This is a genomic window from Dechloromonas aromatica RCB (assembly GCF_000012425.1).
In genome coordinates, this window is sequence record NC_007298.1 from 2,499,984 (window position 1) to 2,518,437 (window position 18,454).

At 60.7% G+C, this 18,454-nt stretch carries 17 protein-coding genes; 12 read left to right on the forward strand and 5 right to left on the reverse strand.

Going from position 1 to position 18,454, the window contains the following annotated elements; genetic code table 11:
- The 12 genes from traC to DARO_RS12015 are packed head-to-tail and all read left to right on the forward strand — an operon-like array spanning position 1 to position 13,915.
- Complete coding sequence (gene traC, locus DARO_RS11960) at positions 1-2,568, forward strand: type IV secretion system protein TraC (protein WP_011288055.1); 2,568 nt, start codon at positions 1-3, stop codon at positions 2,566-2,568.
- Positions 2,565-2,933 (forward strand): hypothetical protein, encoded by a 369-nt coding sequence (locus DARO_RS11965; protein WP_011288056.1) that lies wholly within the window; start codon positions 2,565-2,567, stop codon positions 2,931-2,933. The genes traC and DARO_RS11965 overlap by 4 nt, the downstream gene beginning before the upstream one ends.
- Positions 2,930-3,526, forward strand: coding sequence for a conjugative transfer signal peptidase TraF (gene traF, locus DARO_RS11970; RefSeq protein ID WP_011288057.1), 597 nt, complete (start codon positions 2,930-2,932; stop codon positions 3,524-3,526). Before DARO_RS11965 ends, traF begins: the two co-directional genes overlap by 4 nt.
- A 10-nt stretch (positions 3,527-3,536) precedes the next feature.
- Positions 3,537-3,905: a hypothetical protein gene (locus DARO_RS11975; protein ID WP_011288058.1), complete on the forward strand. Its 369-nt coding sequence runs from the start codon at positions 3,537-3,539 to the stop codon at positions 3,903-3,905.
- Positions 3,902-4,537, forward strand: a complete 636-nt coding sequence (gene traW / locus DARO_RS11980; RefSeq protein ID WP_011288059.1) for a type-F conjugative transfer system protein TraW — start codon at positions 3,902-3,904, stop codon at positions 4,535-4,537. The genes DARO_RS11975 and traW overlap by 4 nt, the downstream gene beginning before the upstream one ends.
- Entirely contained in the window at positions 4,534-5,562 is a 1,029-nt protein-coding gene (traU, locus tag DARO_RS11985; RefSeq protein ID WP_011288060.1) for a conjugal transfer pilus assembly protein TraU, read from the forward strand. Before traW ends, traU begins: the two co-directional genes overlap by 4 nt.
- Complete coding sequence (gene trbC / locus DARO_RS11990; protein ID WP_011288061.1) at positions 5,549-6,307, forward strand: type-F conjugative transfer system pilin assembly protein TrbC; 759 nt, start codon at positions 5,549-5,551, stop codon at positions 6,305-6,307. The genes traU and trbC overlap by 14 nt, the downstream gene beginning before the upstream one ends.
- Before the next feature lie 9 nt (positions 6,308-6,316).
- On the forward strand, positions 6,317-8,422 hold the full coding sequence (traN, locus tag DARO_RS11995) for a type-F conjugative transfer system mating-pair stabilization protein TraN (RefSeq protein ID WP_049758899.1): 2,106 nt from the start codon (positions 6,317-6,319) through the stop codon (positions 8,420-8,422).
- Positions 8,419-8,793: a hypothetical protein gene (locus DARO_RS12000; RefSeq protein WP_011288063.1), complete on the forward strand. Its 375-nt coding sequence runs from the start codon at positions 8,419-8,421 to the stop codon at positions 8,791-8,793. Before traN ends, DARO_RS12000 begins: the two co-directional genes overlap by 4 nt.
- 8 nt (positions 8,794-8,801) lie before the next feature.
- Complete coding sequence (locus tag DARO_RS12005) at positions 8,802-9,665, forward strand: thioredoxin family protein (RefSeq protein ID WP_011288064.1); 864 nt, start codon at positions 8,802-8,804, stop codon at positions 9,663-9,665.
- Positions 9,662-11,110, forward strand: a complete 1,449-nt coding sequence (locus DARO_RS12010; RefSeq protein WP_011288065.1) for a conjugal transfer protein TraH — start codon at positions 9,662-9,664, stop codon at positions 11,108-11,110. Before DARO_RS12005 ends, DARO_RS12010 begins: the two co-directional genes overlap by 4 nt.
- A gap of 33 nt (positions 11,111-11,143) precedes the next feature.
- Positions 11,144-13,915, forward strand: a complete 2,772-nt coding sequence (locus DARO_RS12015) for a conjugal transfer protein TraG N-terminal domain-containing protein (protein WP_011288066.1) — start codon at positions 11,144-11,146, stop codon at positions 13,913-13,915.
- Here DARO_RS12015 and DARO_RS12020 read toward each other — a convergent pair whose 3' ends face one another.
- From DARO_RS12020 to DARO_RS12040, 5 genes are all read right to left on the reverse strand, one after another.
- Positions 13,916-14,239: a hypothetical protein gene (locus DARO_RS12020; RefSeq protein WP_011288067.1), complete on the reverse strand. Its 324-nt coding sequence runs from the start codon at positions 14,237-14,239 to the stop codon at positions 13,916-13,918.
- Positions 14,240-14,316: 77 nt separating this feature from the next.
- Positions 14,317-15,261: an AbiJ-NTD4 domain-containing protein gene (locus DARO_RS12025; protein ID WP_011288068.1), complete on the reverse strand. Its 945-nt coding sequence runs from the start codon at positions 15,259-15,261 to the stop codon at positions 14,317-14,319.
- Positions 15,258-16,337, reverse strand: a complete 1,080-nt coding sequence (locus tag DARO_RS12030) for a nucleotidyl transferase AbiEii/AbiGii toxin family protein (protein WP_011288069.1) — start codon at positions 16,335-16,337, stop codon at positions 15,258-15,260. Before DARO_RS12030 ends, DARO_RS12025 begins: the two co-directional genes overlap by 4 nt.
- Positions 16,334-17,053 carry a DUF6088 family protein gene (locus tag DARO_RS12035; protein ID WP_198134031.1) on the reverse strand — a complete coding sequence of 240 codons (720 nt, stop codon included), beginning with the start codon at positions 17,051-17,053 and terminating at the stop codon, positions 16,334-16,336. Before DARO_RS12035 ends, DARO_RS12030 begins: the two co-directional genes overlap by 4 nt.
- Positions 17,054-17,152: 99 nt before the next feature.
- Entirely contained in the window at positions 17,153-18,433 is a 1,281-nt protein-coding gene (locus DARO_RS12040; protein ID WP_011288071.1) for a site-specific integrase, read from the reverse strand.
- Between the last annotated feature and the right edge of the window lie 21 nt (positions 18,434-18,454).

Consider the following 18,454-nt stretch of genomic DNA (forward strand, 5'->3'; position numbering starts at 1 on the left):
ATGAACACCGCCCACGGCGATCCCCATTTCATTGGTCAGCGCGACCACGCCCATGCGCCGCGCTTTCCCTTTGGCGAGCCGGCGGACACACCGGCTGAACAGTTCGCCAACTGGCTGCCCTACTCTGGCTATCTCGCCGCCGAGAAGATTTTCGTGAACCGCGACAGCATGGGCGTCATGCTCGAATTGATGCCGCAGTCGGGCGCCGACGAGCGGATGGCGGAAGTGCTGATTTCGCTCTACGCCAATTGCCCGCCCGGCACCGGTATCCAGTTCCATCTGTTCGCCTCGCCGCAGGTGCGCAGCCAGTTGCGCCAGTACGCCAATCTGCGGGTCGAGGATGAGGATCAGGCCGAGCAGGCCAAACAGTGGGGCCGTCCGGCACGCAACGGAAATCTGTTCCGCAAATTGGCCAGGCAGCGCGTCGAGCACCTGCTGCAGGGGGCACAGAAGTCGCTGACCGCCGGTTTCCACTACACGATCCGGGATTTTCGGCTGATGCTGAGCGTCGCCTTTCCGGGCGACCCGGAAGACCTCAACAAACGCGACGAACTGCTCGCCCTGCGCGACTCGATGTCGTCCAGCCTGCGCTCAGCCTCGCTGCCCAATCGCGTTTGTGATGCCGCCGACCTGATCAACTGGTGTGCGCTGTTCACCAATCCCGACCGCATCTCCCAAACCGATGCGCCGGACCTCAACTACGATGATGGTCGAGAACTGCGCGACCAGATCGTCGACTTCGACACCATCCAGGACCCGCATCCGAGTGGCCTGACCTTGTGGAAGGAAGCCAGTCCCGATGTATTAGAGGCGCGCTTCTACTCGATCAAGAGTTTCCCCGAGCGCTTTGCCCTGTGGCAGATGGGGTCGCTGATCGGCGACCTGATGCAGCCGGCCTTGCAGTACAGCGCACCGTTTCTGCTCACCCTCGGCGTCCAGATTCTCGACCCCAACCTCACCAAGTCGGTGGTCACCGCCAACCATGTGCGGGCGACGCAAAACGCCAAATCGAAGATGGCTGACGTCATGCCGGACGTCAACAAGAAGCTGCAGGACTGGACGGCCGCGGCCGATGCCATCGACACCGGCGGCAATCTGGTCAGCCTGTACCACCAGTTGGCGATATTCACCGCACCCAACAAATCGGTCGCCGCTCACGAAGCGGCCAATGCGATCTGGCGCGGCCGGGGTTTCCAGCTCAATGCCGACGCCTACATGCACCGCCAGGCACTGCTCGCCAGCCTGCCGATGACGCTGACCGAGAAGTTCCACAAGGACTTGGTCAAAATGCGCCGGGTCACGCGCAAGACCATGGCCAACGCCATCCACATGGCGCCGCTGATCGCCGAGTGGCGCGGCACGCGCACCCCGGCCCTAGTGTTTGGGGGACGGCGGGGGCAGTTGATGACGCTCGATATCTTCGACAACGATCTCGGCAACTACAACTTCGCCATCATCGGTGCCCCCGGCTCGGGCAAGTCGGTACTGATGAACGAAATGGCCTGGTCCTACCGCGCCATCGGCGCCAAGGTCTGGATGCTCGATCTTGGTCGCAGCTTCGAGAAGCTGTGCCGCAAGGCCAAGGGCACCTATATCGAGTTCCGGCCCGACGTGAATATCTGCCTGGATCCGTTCACCCACATCGTCGACATTAATGAAGACATCGACATGCTGGTACCCGGCATTTCCAAGATGTGCTCGATGCAGCACACCCTGGAAGAGGTTCAGTACAAGGCCATCTCGGCCATGGTCCTCAAGCTCTGGCGCGAATACGGCAACGAACTGCGCATCACCGGGCTACGCGATGCCTTCAAGAGCGGGAGCATCGAAGAACTAGGCATCGTTGGCGACCAGCGCATCAAGGACCTCGCCATCATGCTCAACCCCTACTCGCGTGGCGGGCAATACGAACGCTTCTTCGAAGGCCAGAACAACATCGACTTTTCCAATGACTTCATCGTCATCGAGAACGAGGAACTGAAACGCCGGCCCGACCTGCATGCCGTCGTCAATATTCTGCTGCTCCATCGGATCACCGGCGAGATGTACCTCACGCGCAACCGGCGCAAGGTACTTTTCGTCGACGAGTTGAAACAGCAACTGGGCGACATCGGTGCCGACGACCCGGTCAAGGCTGCCGTGATCGAGGAAGCGGCCCGGCGTGCCCGCAAGTACGGCGGTGCGCTCGGCACTGCGACCCAGAGTGCCGACGACTTCTACGGCTCGACCCAGATGGAAGCGGCCTTCAACTGCTCAGACTGGGTCTTCCTGCTGCGTCAGAAGCCCGAATCCATCGAAATGCTCGACCGCAAGGGCCGGCTGACCATGGATGAACCGAAGAAACGCCTGCTCAATTCCCTGCGCACCGAGGCCGGCGTCTTCTCCGAGTTGTACATCTCGTCGCCGGTCGGCGAAGGCGTCGCCCGCAACATCCTCGATCCGGCCACCCACCTGTTGTTCTCCAACAAGTTGGAAGACAACGCCCCGATCGATGAATTGCGCGCCCAGGGCCTATCCATCGACGAGGCGATCAGCGAACTGCTGCGCCATCGGGGGCACGCGGTATGAAACCGAATACCTCCCAGTTATTGCGCCAGGGCTTGCTGACGCTACTCGTGGTGAGCGCCACCCTGACCGCCTACGACCGTCTCGTCCTGCGCCCCGCACTGCTTATCGGTGTGGTCGACGTGGCCGAGGTGTACCGCGCCAAGGAAGCCGAATTTACCCAGATGCTGACCAAGGCCAGTTCCGAAGATGACCGACAAAAAGCCCTGTTCATGGCGCGAAGCTTTGCCCAGCGCCTGCCAGTCGCCCTCGATGAATTGCCGCGCGAATGCGGTTGCCTGGTCGTCCTCAAGGCGGCCGTGGCCGGAGCGACCCCGAATACCGTCGATCTGACGGCCGCACTGCGTAGAAAGGTGACCGCACCATGAACAACGCCCCGCATCAACCGGCAGTCGCCATTCCCGCCGCACGCCCCGACCATGGGCGACGAATCCTCGGGTGGGTGGGCGACTTCCTGTGCCATGCCCGCCAGCGCTGGTACCTCTACCTGCCGATCGTCGCCATCTGGAGCCTGGCCTATGTCCGCCTCTTCGTCGACGCGACACCGCGCGTGCCGGTCCTTTTCAACTGGACGCCAAGCCTGCCTTATCGCGTTGCCTGGCTGCAGCACGGCCCGCACCAACTGCAGCGCGGCGACTTCATCGTTTTCTCCTTTGCCGGCGAGGCGCAGCACCGTTATCCGGGATTACGCGGTCAACCTTTCTTCAAGATCGTGCGCGGTTTGCCGGGTGACACCGTAACCGTCGCCGGCCGGCAAGTGGCCATCAACGGCCAGGACGTCGGCGTGGCCAAGACAAAGGCCTATGACCTCAGGCCACTCGCGCCGATCGCGCCGACCGTCATCCCGCCTCGCCACTACTACGTGCAGGGTACCAGCCCCGACTCCTTCGACTCGCGCTATCAGGAAAGTGGCCTGGTCCGGGCGGAGCAGGTGATCGGCGTCGTGGTCCCTCTGTTGTGAGATGCCGGTGATGCCCCGCACCCTCTCTAGCCTCACCTTGTTCGGTGTTCTGGCATTTTCCAGCGCATGGGCCCAGAGCCCTCCGGTCAGCGCTCCAACGCAAGGAACTCAGCCCTCCGACAACGTGCCACTGGCCGACTACCTCGCCCTGCTCCGGCAAATCGCCCCAGCCGCCGAAGCCGGGGCGCGGGATTACCTCGCCGCTTTCGCGCAGCGCTGCGGCCGCCCCCTGACGCCAGCCGAATTGCGCCGAGCAATGGCCGACGGCGACGGTGATCCGGCATTGATGGCGTTGATTCGGGCGAACCACTTGGGCGAGACCGCCGGGCGCGAACAACTCGCCGGACAGATCCACTGTCCGGGCAAGGCCGCACGATGAAACGCCTGATCGCCATCCCGCTCGTTCTCTTCGCGCTGCTGCTGGCCGCACCGGGCGCGCGGGCCATTGATCTGGGCGTCATCGGGCCGACCTACGAGATCAGCGAACCGCATCTGCTGCAGATGATCGAACAGCGCCTGCGCGACAAGGAACGCAGCGGCGAACTCAAGCGCCGGGAAGAACAGGCCCGGGAACGCGGCATCGCAACCGTCAAAAACCCGCCACCGGTTGCCGGCCTGCACTCGACCGAAACAGCCCGAACCTACTACTTCGACCCGAGCTTCACGCTAGATCGCAACATCCTCGGCCCGCGAGGCGAGTTGCTGTTTGCCGCCGGCACCCGCAAGAACCCGCTGGAGGTGGTGTCGCTGTCCCGACACCTGCTCTTTTTCGATGGGCGCGACGCGCGTCAGGTCGGCCGTGCCCGGCAGTTGATCGCCTTCTACCAGGGGCGGGTTAAGCCGATCCTGGTCGGCGGTTCCTACCTCGAACTGATGAAGTCATGGCGCATGCCGGTCTATTTCGATCAGCAGGGTCTGCTCACCCGTCGCTTCGGCATCACTCAGGTACCGGCCCTGGTATCGCAGGAAGGATTGCGCCTACGCATCGACGAACTGGAGATCGCGCCATGAGCCAACGCTGCTTCCTAAACAGCCTCCCTATCCTTCTGGCACTGCTCCTCGGTTTCTCCACCCTGCCGACCCAGGCCGCCGGCACCGCCACCTGCACCGGCAAGTTTCCGAATCCGATCACAGATATTTGCTGGTCCTGCATCCTGCCGATCAGCATTGGCAGTGCGCGCATAGCCAACTTCGGCGACCAGGAGGATACCGACAATCCACCCAATCCTGTCTGCAGTTGCCTGGTCAATCCGATCGTCGGTCTGTCCATCGGTTTCTGGGAACCGGCGCGCCATGTCGAAGTGGTGCGCAAACCCTTCTGCCTCGTCTCGCTCGGCGGCGTCGACCTCGATCCGGGCATCCCGGCCCCCGAGGCAGCCCGCTTTACCCGTCCGGAAGGCGATGGCGACGGTGGCGGTTTCTATCAGGCGCATTACTACTTGAACCCGGTGATGTACTGGCTGGAAGTAGTCACCGACTTTCCCTGCCTGGAGAAGAGTTCCTTCGATCTGGCCTACATGACCGAAGTCGATCCCTTGTGGGCCGACGACGAACTCACCCTGATCCTCAATCCCGATGCCGTACTGTTTGCCAATCCGGTCGCCATTGCCGCGTGCGCCGCCGATTGCGTGGCGGCCTCAGTCGGCTTCGGCATACGCGAGCTGTTCTGGTGCGCCGGTTGTCAGGGCGGCGTCTATCCCCTTAACGGTCACGTCCCCTACCACCTCGGTGGCGTGCGGACTGCCGCGCTGATGGCCCAGCGCTTGAGCGCCAAGATGCACCGCGAGTTGGTGGCTTGGGGCTGGCATGGCAAAGACGGCCTGTGCGGTCCGTACTTCGAGCCGGTGATGGACAAGACCGCCTACAAAACCCAACTCACCTATCCCATTCCCAACACCGACAAGGAAGGCGGCCGCTGCTGCCAGCCCTTCGGGCGGACCACCGTGCTCTGGGGTGCCGGCAAGGAATACCCGGTCCGCGGCGAGGACTTTGCCTTCATGTTGTTTCGCAAAAGGAATTGCTGTGTCGGCTACTAACCTCCAACGAACCCTCGTCACCATGATCCTCGGTCTCAGCGCCGCACTCGTTGCCGGCAGTTCGGCCCAGGCCCAGATTTCGCCGGTCGTCATAGAGGCGGACATCGAACGCGCCCGGCGCGAGACCCCCACCGTCACCGAGCAAGATATCGAGTTGGCGCGGCAGAAGTACGCCCTGCCGGGTGATGCCGGACAACGGCTCGCCCCGCTGAACAGCCCGAATATCGAGGCGCTACCCAAGCCGGCAACGCAGATACCGGTCGATCTGGAAGCGCTGGCTCGCGGCTATGCCGGGCAATCCGATGCGATGGCTCAGGCGCAGGGGCTCACTGCCGGGCCAGGACTTTTCCTCTTCGTCAGCCTGACCATGCCCCGCGCCACGCTGCAAGGTCTGGTCGACCAGGCGGCACGGGCCAAGGCCACCATCGTCATCCGCGGCTTTGCCAACGGTTCGCTGCGCGACACGGTTGCCCTGGTCCAGGGCTTGATCGGCAAACGGCAGGTAGCAATCCAGATCGATCCGCTGGCCTTCGACCGGTTCGCCATCAGCAAGGTACCCAGCTTTGTCCTGGTGCGTGACGGTACACGTCCCGTCGTCTGCGCCAGCGGCAGTTGCGCCTCCGCCGACAGTTTCCTGCGATCAACTGGTGACGTCAGCCTGGATTACGCGCTGGAACACATGCAGCGCTCGGCGCCTGCCTTTGCTCCAGCCGCCGAACTCTTCCTGAAACGCATCAGAGGATAGATGATCGCCATGCGCCGCCTGATCATCTGGATCACGCTGTTCTGCTTCATCACGACGCAGAGCGCCGCCATCGCCGGGCCATTTGAAGAAGGCACCGCCGCCGGCCAGGCGGCCAACCCGGTCATCCGCGGCACAGTTAACATGCCCAGCGCCTCGAGCACCGTGCCGGAGTACACCACGACGCCCCCCGAAACGGCGTATTACGGCCAGCCCAACCTGTCGGGTGCAGCCAATGTCCGCCTGAGCACCTGCGCGGCCAGCGCCAACGATCCAGTCTGCCAGGCCCAGGATGGCGCGCTAACCTCGGCCAACACGCCCCGCCCGGCAGTCTCCGTCTACGATCCGGCAGTCACTGCGGCCCGCGACATCACCCGCAATCCATCGAGTGCTTTGGGCAGCCTGGCTGACTATTACTCCGGCTGCACGACTGCCGAGGTCAGCACCGCAGCAGGCACCACGACCAAGGTCTGCAACCGCTACAGCGGTGTCGGCAACTACACGACGCGGCGCGATCTGACGGTGGAGATAGATCTCCAGCCCAGTTGCATCGAAGGCACCTGGATCGCCCACGGCCAGGTCAACCGCAATGGCGCCGACTATATGGTGGCGGAAGCTCAATGCCAACTGCGCAGCGATGGGCTGCAACGTTTTCGTTTCTATGCGGCGGGCGGCAAAGGGGCCTGCATCGGCTGGCAAACCGTCGACCTGCCGACCGCACCAGCCACCCAGACCACCTATGTCACCAACCTCGCTCCCCATTGGGAGGGCCATTGCTGGAGCCCGTTCGCGGTCACCATGATGCCGGGTTCCGGCTGCACGGGCGGGGCGTGCAATTACACCTTCCAGTTTGGTTCAAGCTGGAGCCTACCCTTGTCATTCATCCAGCCGGCCATGGTGCAACACGAGACCGATGTCTGGGTCGACAAGAGTGCCGTGCTCAATGCGGGTGGGCGCTGCGCTATCACTACTGCCGACACCTGCGTCGACGGCCCGGCGACGAAGGCCATCGAAGGCCGCGCCGTGACCCGTGCCTGCTGGTCCTATGAGCGCACAATGACCTGCACCTCGGGCGCCCCGATCGACGAGTGTGCAGCGCTGGCCAGCAGCGGCTGCACCCCGGCCAGCAGCAACTGCAAGCAGATGAATGTCGGCAGCGGGCTGTGCGAGATCACCCAGGACACCTTTACCTGCCCGGTCGCCGCGCAAACCGCAACCACCGCCTCGAACTGCCCGGCCAACGTCTACTGCCTGGGTGCGAACTGCTTCAATACCAGTTACACCAACGATGCCGACTTTGCCCGCTCGATGTCCATGATGGAAGCCGGACGTGAGGCCGGCGTTTACCTCGACACCACCAAAATGCAGGTCTTCAAGGGCGAAGGCAACCGCTGCCGCCACCGCCTGCTGAAGAACTGTTGCAGTTCAGATTCGGCTGGCGCCGGCATGACCAATCAGAGCCTGTTCGGCACCGGCTCAAGTCTGGTCTACGACGTGCTGATGAATTCCCAGAACCGCGAGTTCCTTTATCAGGGCATGCAGGCCTTGCTGCTAGGCGGCGGTTTCAGCGGTAGCTTCACCACCTATGGCATCACCGTCGCGGTCAACGGCACGGCACTGCCGGCCAGTTCGGCCGTACTCTATTCCGGTGAAAGCCTGGTCGTCGCCTTCGACCCCTGGTCCCTAGTCATCGCGATCGTCATCTACATCATCATGTCGATGTCTTCCTGCAACGAGGAAGAAGGCAAGCTCGCCATGAAGGAAGGGGCCGGCCTGTGCCATACCGTCGGCACCTGGTGCTCATCCTGCTTCCGCCTCTTCGGCAAGTGCGTCTCCTGCCTCGAACACAGCACCGGCAAGTGTTGCTTCAACAGCAAACTCGCCCGCATCGTCAATGAACAGGGCCGCGTGCAGGTCGGCAAGGGCTGGGGCTCGGGCGAAAGCCCCGACTGCTCGGGGTTCACCATCGCGCAACTCCAGAGCCTCGACTTTGCGGCCATGGACCTCACGGAGTTCTACGCCTCCATCGTCCCGACGCTGCCCAATACCGGCGCGCTGCAGGGCAGCAATGCCGCGCGCCTGACGACTTGCTACTACGGACAAGGGAAGTGCCAATGAAGATCGCCTGTGCTGCTGCCTTGATCGCCGGATTCACGGCGCCAGTCCTCGCCGACGAGATGCTCAGAGCCCCGGTCTCGGATCCGCGACCGGTCATGTTGGCCGCCCTCCGATCAGTCAATGGCGAGGCCCATGGCATTCTCAGTGGCGAGATTGCCGAGGCGCTCACCCAACGCTTTGCTGCCACCTCGCCGATCTACATCGACGTCACAACCGAGAAGCGCTACACCCATGCCGGTTGTGCCCGCTTGAATGTCAGATTATGGCAGGACGGGGTATTGCTGCCCGGCGCCTCGAGCCCGCGCCGCCAGACCATGGATTTCGGCATCAACTACTGCCTCGATGGCCAGCCGCCGCAATCCCTGAAGTAGGGCCACGCATGACGATCCGTAACCGCCCCGCCCTCCCGCTGCTGCTGACCTTTGTTGTGATGTTCGGTAGCGATAGCGCAACAGCCCAGGATGCGACTTCCCGCTACTGGGCCGACAGTTGGCGCGGCTGGCATTTCTATGAAATGCCAGCACCCGAGGAACACGAACTTCCATTGCCACCGGGCAAGACCTCAGCAACTGCGCCACCGACTCTACCGCCGCGCGCACCGGAACTGGTCGAATTCGAACGCCTCCAGAAAACCCTTGAAGAGACGCGCAATATCGCCATCATGCGACCGAGCGAAGCCAATGTCCGGCGCTACATGGAACTGGAGTCCCAGGTCGTCGCCCGCGCTTCCTATTTCGCCGACGTCGCGCAGCGCGTGGCCTGGGCTACACCGCAACTGGACCCAACCCTGCAGGGCCGCCCAGTCAATGCCAAGGCCCTGGAAGTCTTCGACCAGGCCGAACTGGTCGATCGTTCGCGCGCCATTGCCGACCTGGGCAAGGATCACGTGTTGTTCTTCTTTTATCGCTCGGATTGTCCGTACTGCCATGCCTTCGCACCGACCTTGGCAGCCTTCCAGGCCCGTCACGGCATCCAAGTCGTCGCCATCAGCGTGGACGGTGGTCCGCTGCCGAGTTTCCCCAATGCCCGCCCGGACAACGGCATTGCCACCACCCTGAAGGTCAGCCAGGTACCCGCCGTTTTTCTGGCTCAACCCTTCACCGGAAAGATATCCCCCATCGGCTTCGGTGTGCTCTCGGAATCCCAGTTACTCGAACGCATTGCCACGGTGTCCGCTCCGCAAGCCGAGGCCCTGCTGCCTACAACCACGCAAGGTCTCGCCCTACCCCCGGAGGTGCCATGAAACATTACGACCATCCTCATTTGCGGCGCAGCGCTGCCGCCTTCCTGGCGCTGCTGCTGGCGATCCCGTCCTTCCAACTGCAGGCGGGCGACCTCAATAGCGAGGTGAACAACATGTTCAACAATCTAGGCTCCATTGGCAACTACACCGCCCCCGGTGCCTTCCGTGGCCAGACCTTCAATACCTACACCGGCGGCAACTTGATGATGCGCTCGCCGAACAAGGTTTATCAGTTGGCTGCCATCCAATTCCCCAGCGCCAAAGCCGGCTGCGGCGGCATCGACGTCTTTGGCGGCTCCTTCTCGCACATTTCGGCAACCGAGTTCAAGAACATGCTGAAGAACATCACGGCTGCCCTGCCGGGAATCGCTTTCCAACTCGCACTGGAAGCGGTCTCGCCGCTGCTCGGCGGACTGACCAAATGGGCCAAGGGACTGGAGACCTGGATCAACAATGCCCGGATCAATTCCTGCGAGACCGCCAAGGCCATAGTCAGCACGGCAGCCGAATCGATTGGCTACAGTTCGCAGGAAACCTGTGCCGATCTGGCCATCGAGATGGGCATGGAAAGCGATCGTGATGCAGCGCGTCGGCGCTGTGCGACGGATCGGCCGAGCATTCTGTCGTCAGCACGCTCCTCGGCCGACCCGAAGGTGAAAAACAAGGCGCCCTTCGTCGGCAACCTAACCTGGAAAGCCTTGCAGTACACCGGTGCCTATCTCGACGATCAGGAGCGCGAACTGATCATGAGCCTGGTTGGCACCATTATCTATTACCCGGAAGAGTCGGCCCGCGACCCCGAGCCGATCGCCCCGACGCTGACCTCGATCAGCCAGTTGCTCTACGGACAGGGTGCGGCCGCCGGTACGGATGTCGTGCAGCATGTCTTGAAGTGCAACGACTACAGCAATTGCGACGTCGTCACCTTGAACACCACGTACACCCACACGCCCTTTACCGCCAAGGTCGAGGCGATCATGCGCTCCATTGCCGAAAAGATCACCACGCGCACCGCCATCCCCAATAACTCGACCGAGGTCGGCTTCGTGAATCAGACCACCGAGCCGGTTTACAAGATGTTGTCCATCGGCACCAGCATTCCGGGATCGGGCTTGGCCGACAGCCTGATCGCCCAGTACCGCGATGTGATTGCCGCCGACTACGCCTATGTTTTCCTTGAACGCAATCTGCGGCTCGGCATGGCCGCGCTGGACAAGAACTACACCCTGCAGCAGTCGCAACGCGAGCAGGCCAACCAGGTCCGTCAGCGGGCACAAGCCATGCTCACGCAACTCTCCCAGGAAAAGAACCTGCTCTACCAGAAGGTCGGCTCCTTCCGGGCAGTATCGAACCACCTGGAGCAACTCGAACGCCAACTACGTTCCAGCATGCCGCAACACGTGATGGACATGCTCGGCCAGCAGGCCGCCTATCTGTCGCAATAGAGACGATGCGATAGAGCGACAGGAGAAAGCGCCATGTGGGAAATCTACGCCTACCAGAATGCCGACAGCCTGTTCGGCGTCTTCAATGCAGCGGCAGCGATTCACGCCTCGGGCGACTACGCCGCTGCCCTGGCTGCCGTGGCATTTTGCGGTTTTGTGGCCGCCTTGATTGCCTACGCTTTCGCTCCCGAGAAGTTGCAGGGTTGGAAGTGGCTGGGCACAGTCGTGTTGGTCTTTTCGGTGTTGATCGTGCCCAAGGTCACGGTGGGCATCGTGGACAAGACCGGCGGTTCGGCCATCAAAGTCGTCGGCAACGTGCCGTTCGGGGTGGCCGCACTCGGCAGCATCACCAGCACGATCGGCAACACGCTGACCAGTCTGTTCGAAACGGCATTCCAGGTCATTCCAGGTGCCGGAGCGCTCCCGGTTGAATTGAGCTACCAGCAGAACGGCCTGATGTTCGGCAACCGACTGATCCGCGAGACTGGCAATGTGGTGTTTCAGGATCCAGCTTTCCGCACCGACCTGATCAACTTCATCCACAACTGCACGACCTACGATCTGATCGATGGCACGCTCGATCCGGCGGTCTTTTCTGCATCGGATGATGTCTGGCCGCTGATGGCCTCACCCAATCCGGCGCGCTTCAGTACGCTGACCGGTGCTGGCGGCAGTGTCGGCGTCGATACCTGCCCCAATGTCTATCTGAGCCTCAATGGCCGCTTGCCGGCCCAGATCACCCGCATCCAGGGGCGCCTGGCCTTTCAGCTCAATCCGACCTTGCCCGGCGCCGCTGCTGCAGCGGCCATTGCCGGACAGATTCAGCAGGCCTATATCAAGAACAGCATCGCCACCGCAGCGGCGACGGCGGCCGACATCATTCGGCAGAACGCTATGCTCAACGCGCTTGAGGACACCAGCAAGATCGTCGGCCAAAAGGTCAATGATCCGGCGGCTATGGTTCTGGCGGTCGGCCGCGCCCAGGCGGTGGCACAACAGAACGCCTCCTGGCTCAATTACGGCAAGGTGGCCGAGCAAGCGCTGCCCGTGTTCCGCAACGTGGTCGAGGCGGTGACCTACGCGATGTTTCCACTCTTCGTGATGCTCCTGCTGCTGACCAGCGGACGGGAGACAATGCTCGCCTTCAAAGGCTATGCGGCCGTGCTGATCTGGATTCAGTTGTGGCCGCCGCTCTACGCCATCCTGAACTACATGGCTTCGATCTACGCGGCTTACGACCTCGCCGCCGCTGCCGACCTCGGAACGGGGGGCAAATCGCTGGCATTGCAGACGGCTTCGACGATCTATTCGCGGGCAATCTCGGGGGAAGCCGTTGTCGGTTACCTCGCCATCAGTATTCCATTCATTGCGTGGGCCGCCCTGAAGCGCATGGAAAACTTTGGAACAGCGTTGGTCGGTGGCTTGTCGGGGTTGCAAGGAATGATCTCGGGCGGAACCTCGGCCGCCACCGTTGGTAACGTCTCAATGGGGAACGTCGGTATGGACCAGATGCAACTGGCGCCCAACCGTACGTCGGCATTCATGGGCAGTTGGCAAAACGACATCTCCGGAAATACGTTCTCGTCGAACGCGCTGACCGGTCGTACTGCCGTCTCGTTGCTTCGCAACCAGGGATTTGCTTCCCGGATGGTTTCGATGCGGGTGTCTGAGCAGGATGTGGCCCAGGCCAGCAAGCAGGTTGATGCAGCACAAAACGAAGCCGTCGCAGCTAGCACCGAACGCTCAGCAATCTTGTCAGAGGCGTTCTCTCGAGGATTGAGCAAATTGCGTTCATCGCGCAGTAGCAGTGGCTCCACGTCCAGTAGCTTCGAACAAACGGGTGAAACGTTGAACAGACTGGATCAGATATCAAAGAGCGTGGCCGAAAATACTGGAATGTCGCAGTCTCAAGTTGCCAGTATCGCGTTCGGAGCAACGGGGCATCTAGGATTTAACGCCGGCGCAGTTGGGGGGCGCCTAAGCGCTAGCGCAAATAAGAGTTACCTATCTGGCTTATCAACCCAGGAACAAAAGGTCTTGGGCAGCATGAGCAGCGAACAGTTAGCAGAGTTCAAACAGTTCGGTGACAGGGTGTCACGCGATGCTGGTTTCATGAGCGCGATATCAAATGACTCCCGCGAAGCAAACGACATGACTTCCCGGCTCGCCTCCACGCATGCGCGTTCGGAACGCGCCGAAGCAAACCTCGCCGAACGCATAGCTTTCGCGGAGCGTGTCTCTACAGCTCACGAAAAGGGAGAAAGCATTTCCATCGATATCGCTCAGGATCCGCACAATTTGGAAATGTTTATGCGCTACGCTGAGCAGTATGGTGGCAACAGTGCCGCAGCGCATGCATTGATGGAATCTGAATTGGCGCGGCAGTCGCTTCGGCCGAACCGGGTGTTTTCCGACGGAACTGCCCTGCCCGCATCCTTTGGAGACATCAGAGAGCAACATGCACAACAGCGAAGCGATGCTGAGCTGACGCCCGACATTGATGGTCTACATCAATCCAACCGACAACAAACCTCGCGGATTGCGACTGACTCACCGACCCAGCGAGCGGCAACCACCGTATCGCCGATTCGAGATGATGTTCGCACTAGTGGCAATCAAATTCGCACGGATGCGGCATCAAGCCGTGCAGAATTTGACGCCAAGGCTGAGATCGTCAAAACCGATGACGGAACGCTTGCGTCCAAAAAGTCGCTATTAGTTCAGTCGGGCAAACAGGTAGGGAAGGACGCCGGAGCGACGCTCGAGAATACAAAGGATATGGTGAAGGACTTACTGCGGAAATAGTCAGCCGAGTCGATCAGGGTCGAACATGTGTTGGTCGGGCTCAACTTCAGACGGCTTCATAAAAGGTGGATGGCCTTTGTCACGCCAGTAATTCGCAGCCAAATCCTTCGGTGTAGTGCCTATCCCGGGGAGCGAATTCTCATCCCGTTCGAGACGCTGCCACTCCTTCTTGCCAATGCTGGCCAAAGCCCCCCCAATGGGCCATCCAAAAAGTGCCCCGACTCCCATCATCGCCAGACGGGTGTTCCAATCGCTATTTGCAGCAGCGAGCAAGCCAATTAGCGCACCCAGCCCAATGAATCCAATAAAAATGAATTTTCTCATCTCTGCCTCTTGAATTCAGAGTAGCTCTGGTGGCATTGGTTGCAAGCCTATGGCGACCTATCCAGCTAACATTTCCACTACCAAGACCCGCCGCCCCGGCCGATCTCCGATACGGGGCCCTGCTTCCTCAATACCAACTGGATCATCGCGAACAGCCGATGGAACAGGTAATCGACTTGATCCACATCGATGACGGGCACCTGACTGACCTCCGAGTGCCGAATGAGATGGCTGTTGCCGATGGACGTCAGTTCTGTGGCCTCTTCCTCCATTCGTGCCCGGAGTGATGGCTCGGCGGCGGTGGCATCAAGAATGATCTTGATAGACCTCTTCTTGTCGCCGGGGTCCGCAAGAGACTTGAGCCGCTCCCACCCATCCCACAAGCGCTCCAAGGCCTCGCGCCGTACCAGGGGACTCCGGTCAGAAAACTTGGCCCGACATTCATCCAACATGTTATCGAGGGTCCGGTCTCCAGTCCGAAAAATTGTCCGCTTCAATTCTTCCCCAAGCACCGGCGGAAGCACGCGCATGATGCGGCCGGTCGACAACATCTCGAAGGCCACGCCGTTGCGCGAAAAGATGCGATTTACGGTCGCCCGGAACTCTTCCTGTCCCGACTGTTGGTCGAAGGTCAAATGGTGGTGGCTGAAGAAATCGTGGTGTTTCCCGGGAATCGGCTTCGCCACCGAAGCGTAGATGAACTCGATGAAATCCATGATGAGCAGCGTGTCCGGCGCAAAGGGCTCTCGCTGCGACAGGAAACCTTCTTCCACCAGACACATGGTTTCGAGCGGCCAAGCCAACCCCGGCATCTCCGCAATCACGGAAGCGGCCAGAGCATCCGTATCGCAACCGCAAACGGCTTGTCCATCTGGACAGCGCTCGGGAAAACGCAACCCGAAGGCCCCGCTGTTGATCAGGGCCTGTACCGTTGCCACCAAGCCCGCCCAAACGGCGGGTGAAATCACCTGCTCGGTTCGCGCCCGCGGCCCATTTTCTCGGTCACTGAAATAGTCGCTCACGTGCGTGGTTCTTTCTGCAACAGTGTCTCTGCAACTACCGCGCTGTTTACGATCTCTTCAAATCGTTCGATGCTGGACAGTACCGCACTAAGTGCGGGAATTTCCCCGAAGACCATGCCGGCCATGGCTTCGTAATCCCTGGATAACGCCTCATGCATGGCCGCACTCGGGCTCAACGTGAAGGACCCGGGTTGGGCTGCCTCCAGGCCCAGATCGGCGCTACCGAAGAAAAGCCTGGCGTGGTGAGCGCAATCTATAGCGAGTGCCTGATCGGCCTGCCACTCGGGCGATGCGCTTGCCTGCATCAGTTGGTGCACATCGTAATAGTGGCGCGAGACGCGCTGCCCGCCGTGCCGCAGTTCTCCGCGACGGTCGTGCCACTGCCGCAAGCCATGCAGGATGATGACCTTGTCCCAGAAGGTGCGCTCCGGCTTTACGGTGATCACGTTGCTTACGGTGAGATCCAGCGCGGGCAAGTCCTGCGCAACGTATGGCGTGACCGTTGCCGCAATGTGGGGGTCGAGTGCCGACTTCGCGCCGGACTCGATTTTCACGGCGGAATGGATGTAGTCGTTGGTCGTGGGCGTGACGGCGGGATACCAAAACAGCAGGGTTTGGCCGTCTTTGTCGTCCGGATCGAGTTCCAGGCGGAAGCGGCCATCGGGAATGACGGCAGCGGCGATCTGAGTGAATTCATCCGCCAATGGGCCGGCGATGTAGGCTTGACAAGCCAGCCGGATGGCTTCAAGACGAGCCCGGCGCTTCTTGCCGCTCAAGGCGTCCAGTTCTGCCACCTCAGCGGCCTGTCCCAGATCGCCACGGAAAACCGTGATGTCGATGTCCTCGGAGAAGCGGGAGATCAGGCCGAAGGCCTTGGACAGGGAAGTGCCCCCCTTGAACAAGAGCCGAGGTCCGCCAGTAGCCAATCCGTTGAACAAGGCATCCAGTGTCCAGCAGACCCAGAAGTCCTTCTCGACGTTCTGAACCGCCGTACCCAAACGCGTGGCTGCGCCGAGAAACAAATCGAGTCGATCACCATCGGCAGCGGTGATGACATCGTGAAATGAAGGGTTCAACGTCCCCCCCTGATGCCCTTGGCCCAAGATGAATCTGCCGGGGGCTTCACGCCGCTAGGCGCCTGCAAGGTCATGGGTACGGCCCCAAGTGGATCGCAACCGGGTAGATCACGGACCAGACTTTGCATCCACGCTGGCAACACGTTGAAGCCATCGCGCAGGTCCTGGCAGATCGCAGCCCCTTGGGCGGAATCGACGAGTAGTTGGCTTAGTCGGTTCACTATGTGGTCATGGTCGGAGATCAGCGTGTCCTTCAGCCAATGTAGGGCCTGCACAACTCGCATGGCGGGACGACCGGCCCAATAAAGCCGACTGGGGGCGGTTTGCTTGAAGTCGATGACGAGTTTGTCGAGCTTGATCGCCCGGCGACGTGCATCGGTATGAAGGGTGACACGAGCCGGGACGGCATCCGTCAGGCCAAGATCGTTGGCTGCAGTCATCCCATCCACCAGCAGACGCAGTTGGTCGCGCCGCGCGATGGCATCGACAATCGCGCGATAGTCGGGAGTGCTGGGACGCTGGGTCAGACGGTTGATGCTGGGCTTGTCGTATAAACCTCGATCAATACGCCGCAGGTCACCCGCCAGCACCATGCGCTGGAGCGTCTTGTCGATCGCATCACGGTTGCCGAGATGTGCAAAATCGGTCGGCACCCAGACATGGCCTGGACCGGCGGCATTGATTTGCGACGAGATGGCGGATTTGAGATCAGACATGGGGTTCCTTGTCCGATATTTGTATAATTTTTTCGGACAATTTGCAAGAAGTGATGTCCGAAAATTGTAGATATATTTCGGACGGACCATATCCATACCTCAAGCAACGCCAGCACTGCGTCTAATGGGCACCACGCTGGCGCTATTTTTGATCCAGGCATCCAACATGTCAGCCCAGGCCTGAAGCATGGTTCGGCGCTGCTCGGCGTACTCAGCCTTGTTGTAGATAGCACGCACACCGCGCTGCTCATGCGCAAGACACTTCTCGATCCAGTCAGTGTTAAAACCAGCCTCATGCAGTAGCGTGCTAGCCGTACGGCGCAAGTCATGCACGGTGAAGGGGGCAAACTCCTCCCCTCGATCGTGAATCACTTTCACGGTGGCGTCGATCACCCGATTCAGCGTGGCCGAACTGATAGGAAGCGCGGTCTCGTACCGCCCAGGATGCAGGTACGAACTAGCACTAAAGCAAGTTTTGAAGGCCACCAGGATATCGAGCGCCTGCTGGCTCAGGTAAACATTATGCGGGCGCCCTGCTTTCATACGTTCCTTGGGGATCGTCCAGATTGCAGTCTCGAAGTTAACCTCGTCCCATTTAGCCTCGATGAACTCCGTCTTGCGCACCATTGTCAGCAACATGAACTTGACTGCCAAGCGCAGCGTGGCCGCCGTTGCAGTCTGCTCAAGCGCTTTAAAAAAAGTATGAATCTCGGCCGGCATCAGTGCTCTGTCGCGGGCCTTGAATGTGGCAATGGCACTGGGTCGAATCGACTCAGCAGGGTTGTCGATCTTTAATCCGCGGGCCTGAATGAAGCGAAATACCTGCAACACGATCTCGCGAGCATGTACTGCCGGCGCCGCCGCGCCACGCTCTTTGATTTTCTCGCATCGGGCCATCAGACGCACCGGGGTGATTTCTTCCAGCTTCAGTCGGCCAAACTCGTCTGCCAAGTTGCGATCGTAGACCGACTTACGCATGGCCTTTGTGGACTCAGCCAGATCAGCCTCGGCAAAGTACTTTTCTGCCCAGCTACCGAACGTTAGCGCGTCAGCAGCTTCGGTCCGCTTCTCAACCTTGGAACGCGAGGGGCTCTCTCCCTGCTCGACGGATCTGTGCGCCCGTGTCAGCAGTAAACGCGCCTCGGCCAGAGACACGGACATGCCGTAATCCAACCCGTCCAGTTCGCGTGGCTTCTTGGTCCCGACTGTCGGGTCGTACTTGCCTATCACCAGGGTCTCACGGCGCCCGTTTACCCGGTAATCGAACCGGAAACTGACAACCCCTGTCCGCGTAACTGCGACATAGAGGCCCTGCTGGTCAGCAACCTTATAAATCTGCCCTGTGGGCTTCAAAGCCCTCAACTGCATGTCAGTGAGCATCTGATCCTCCTTAAACTGATA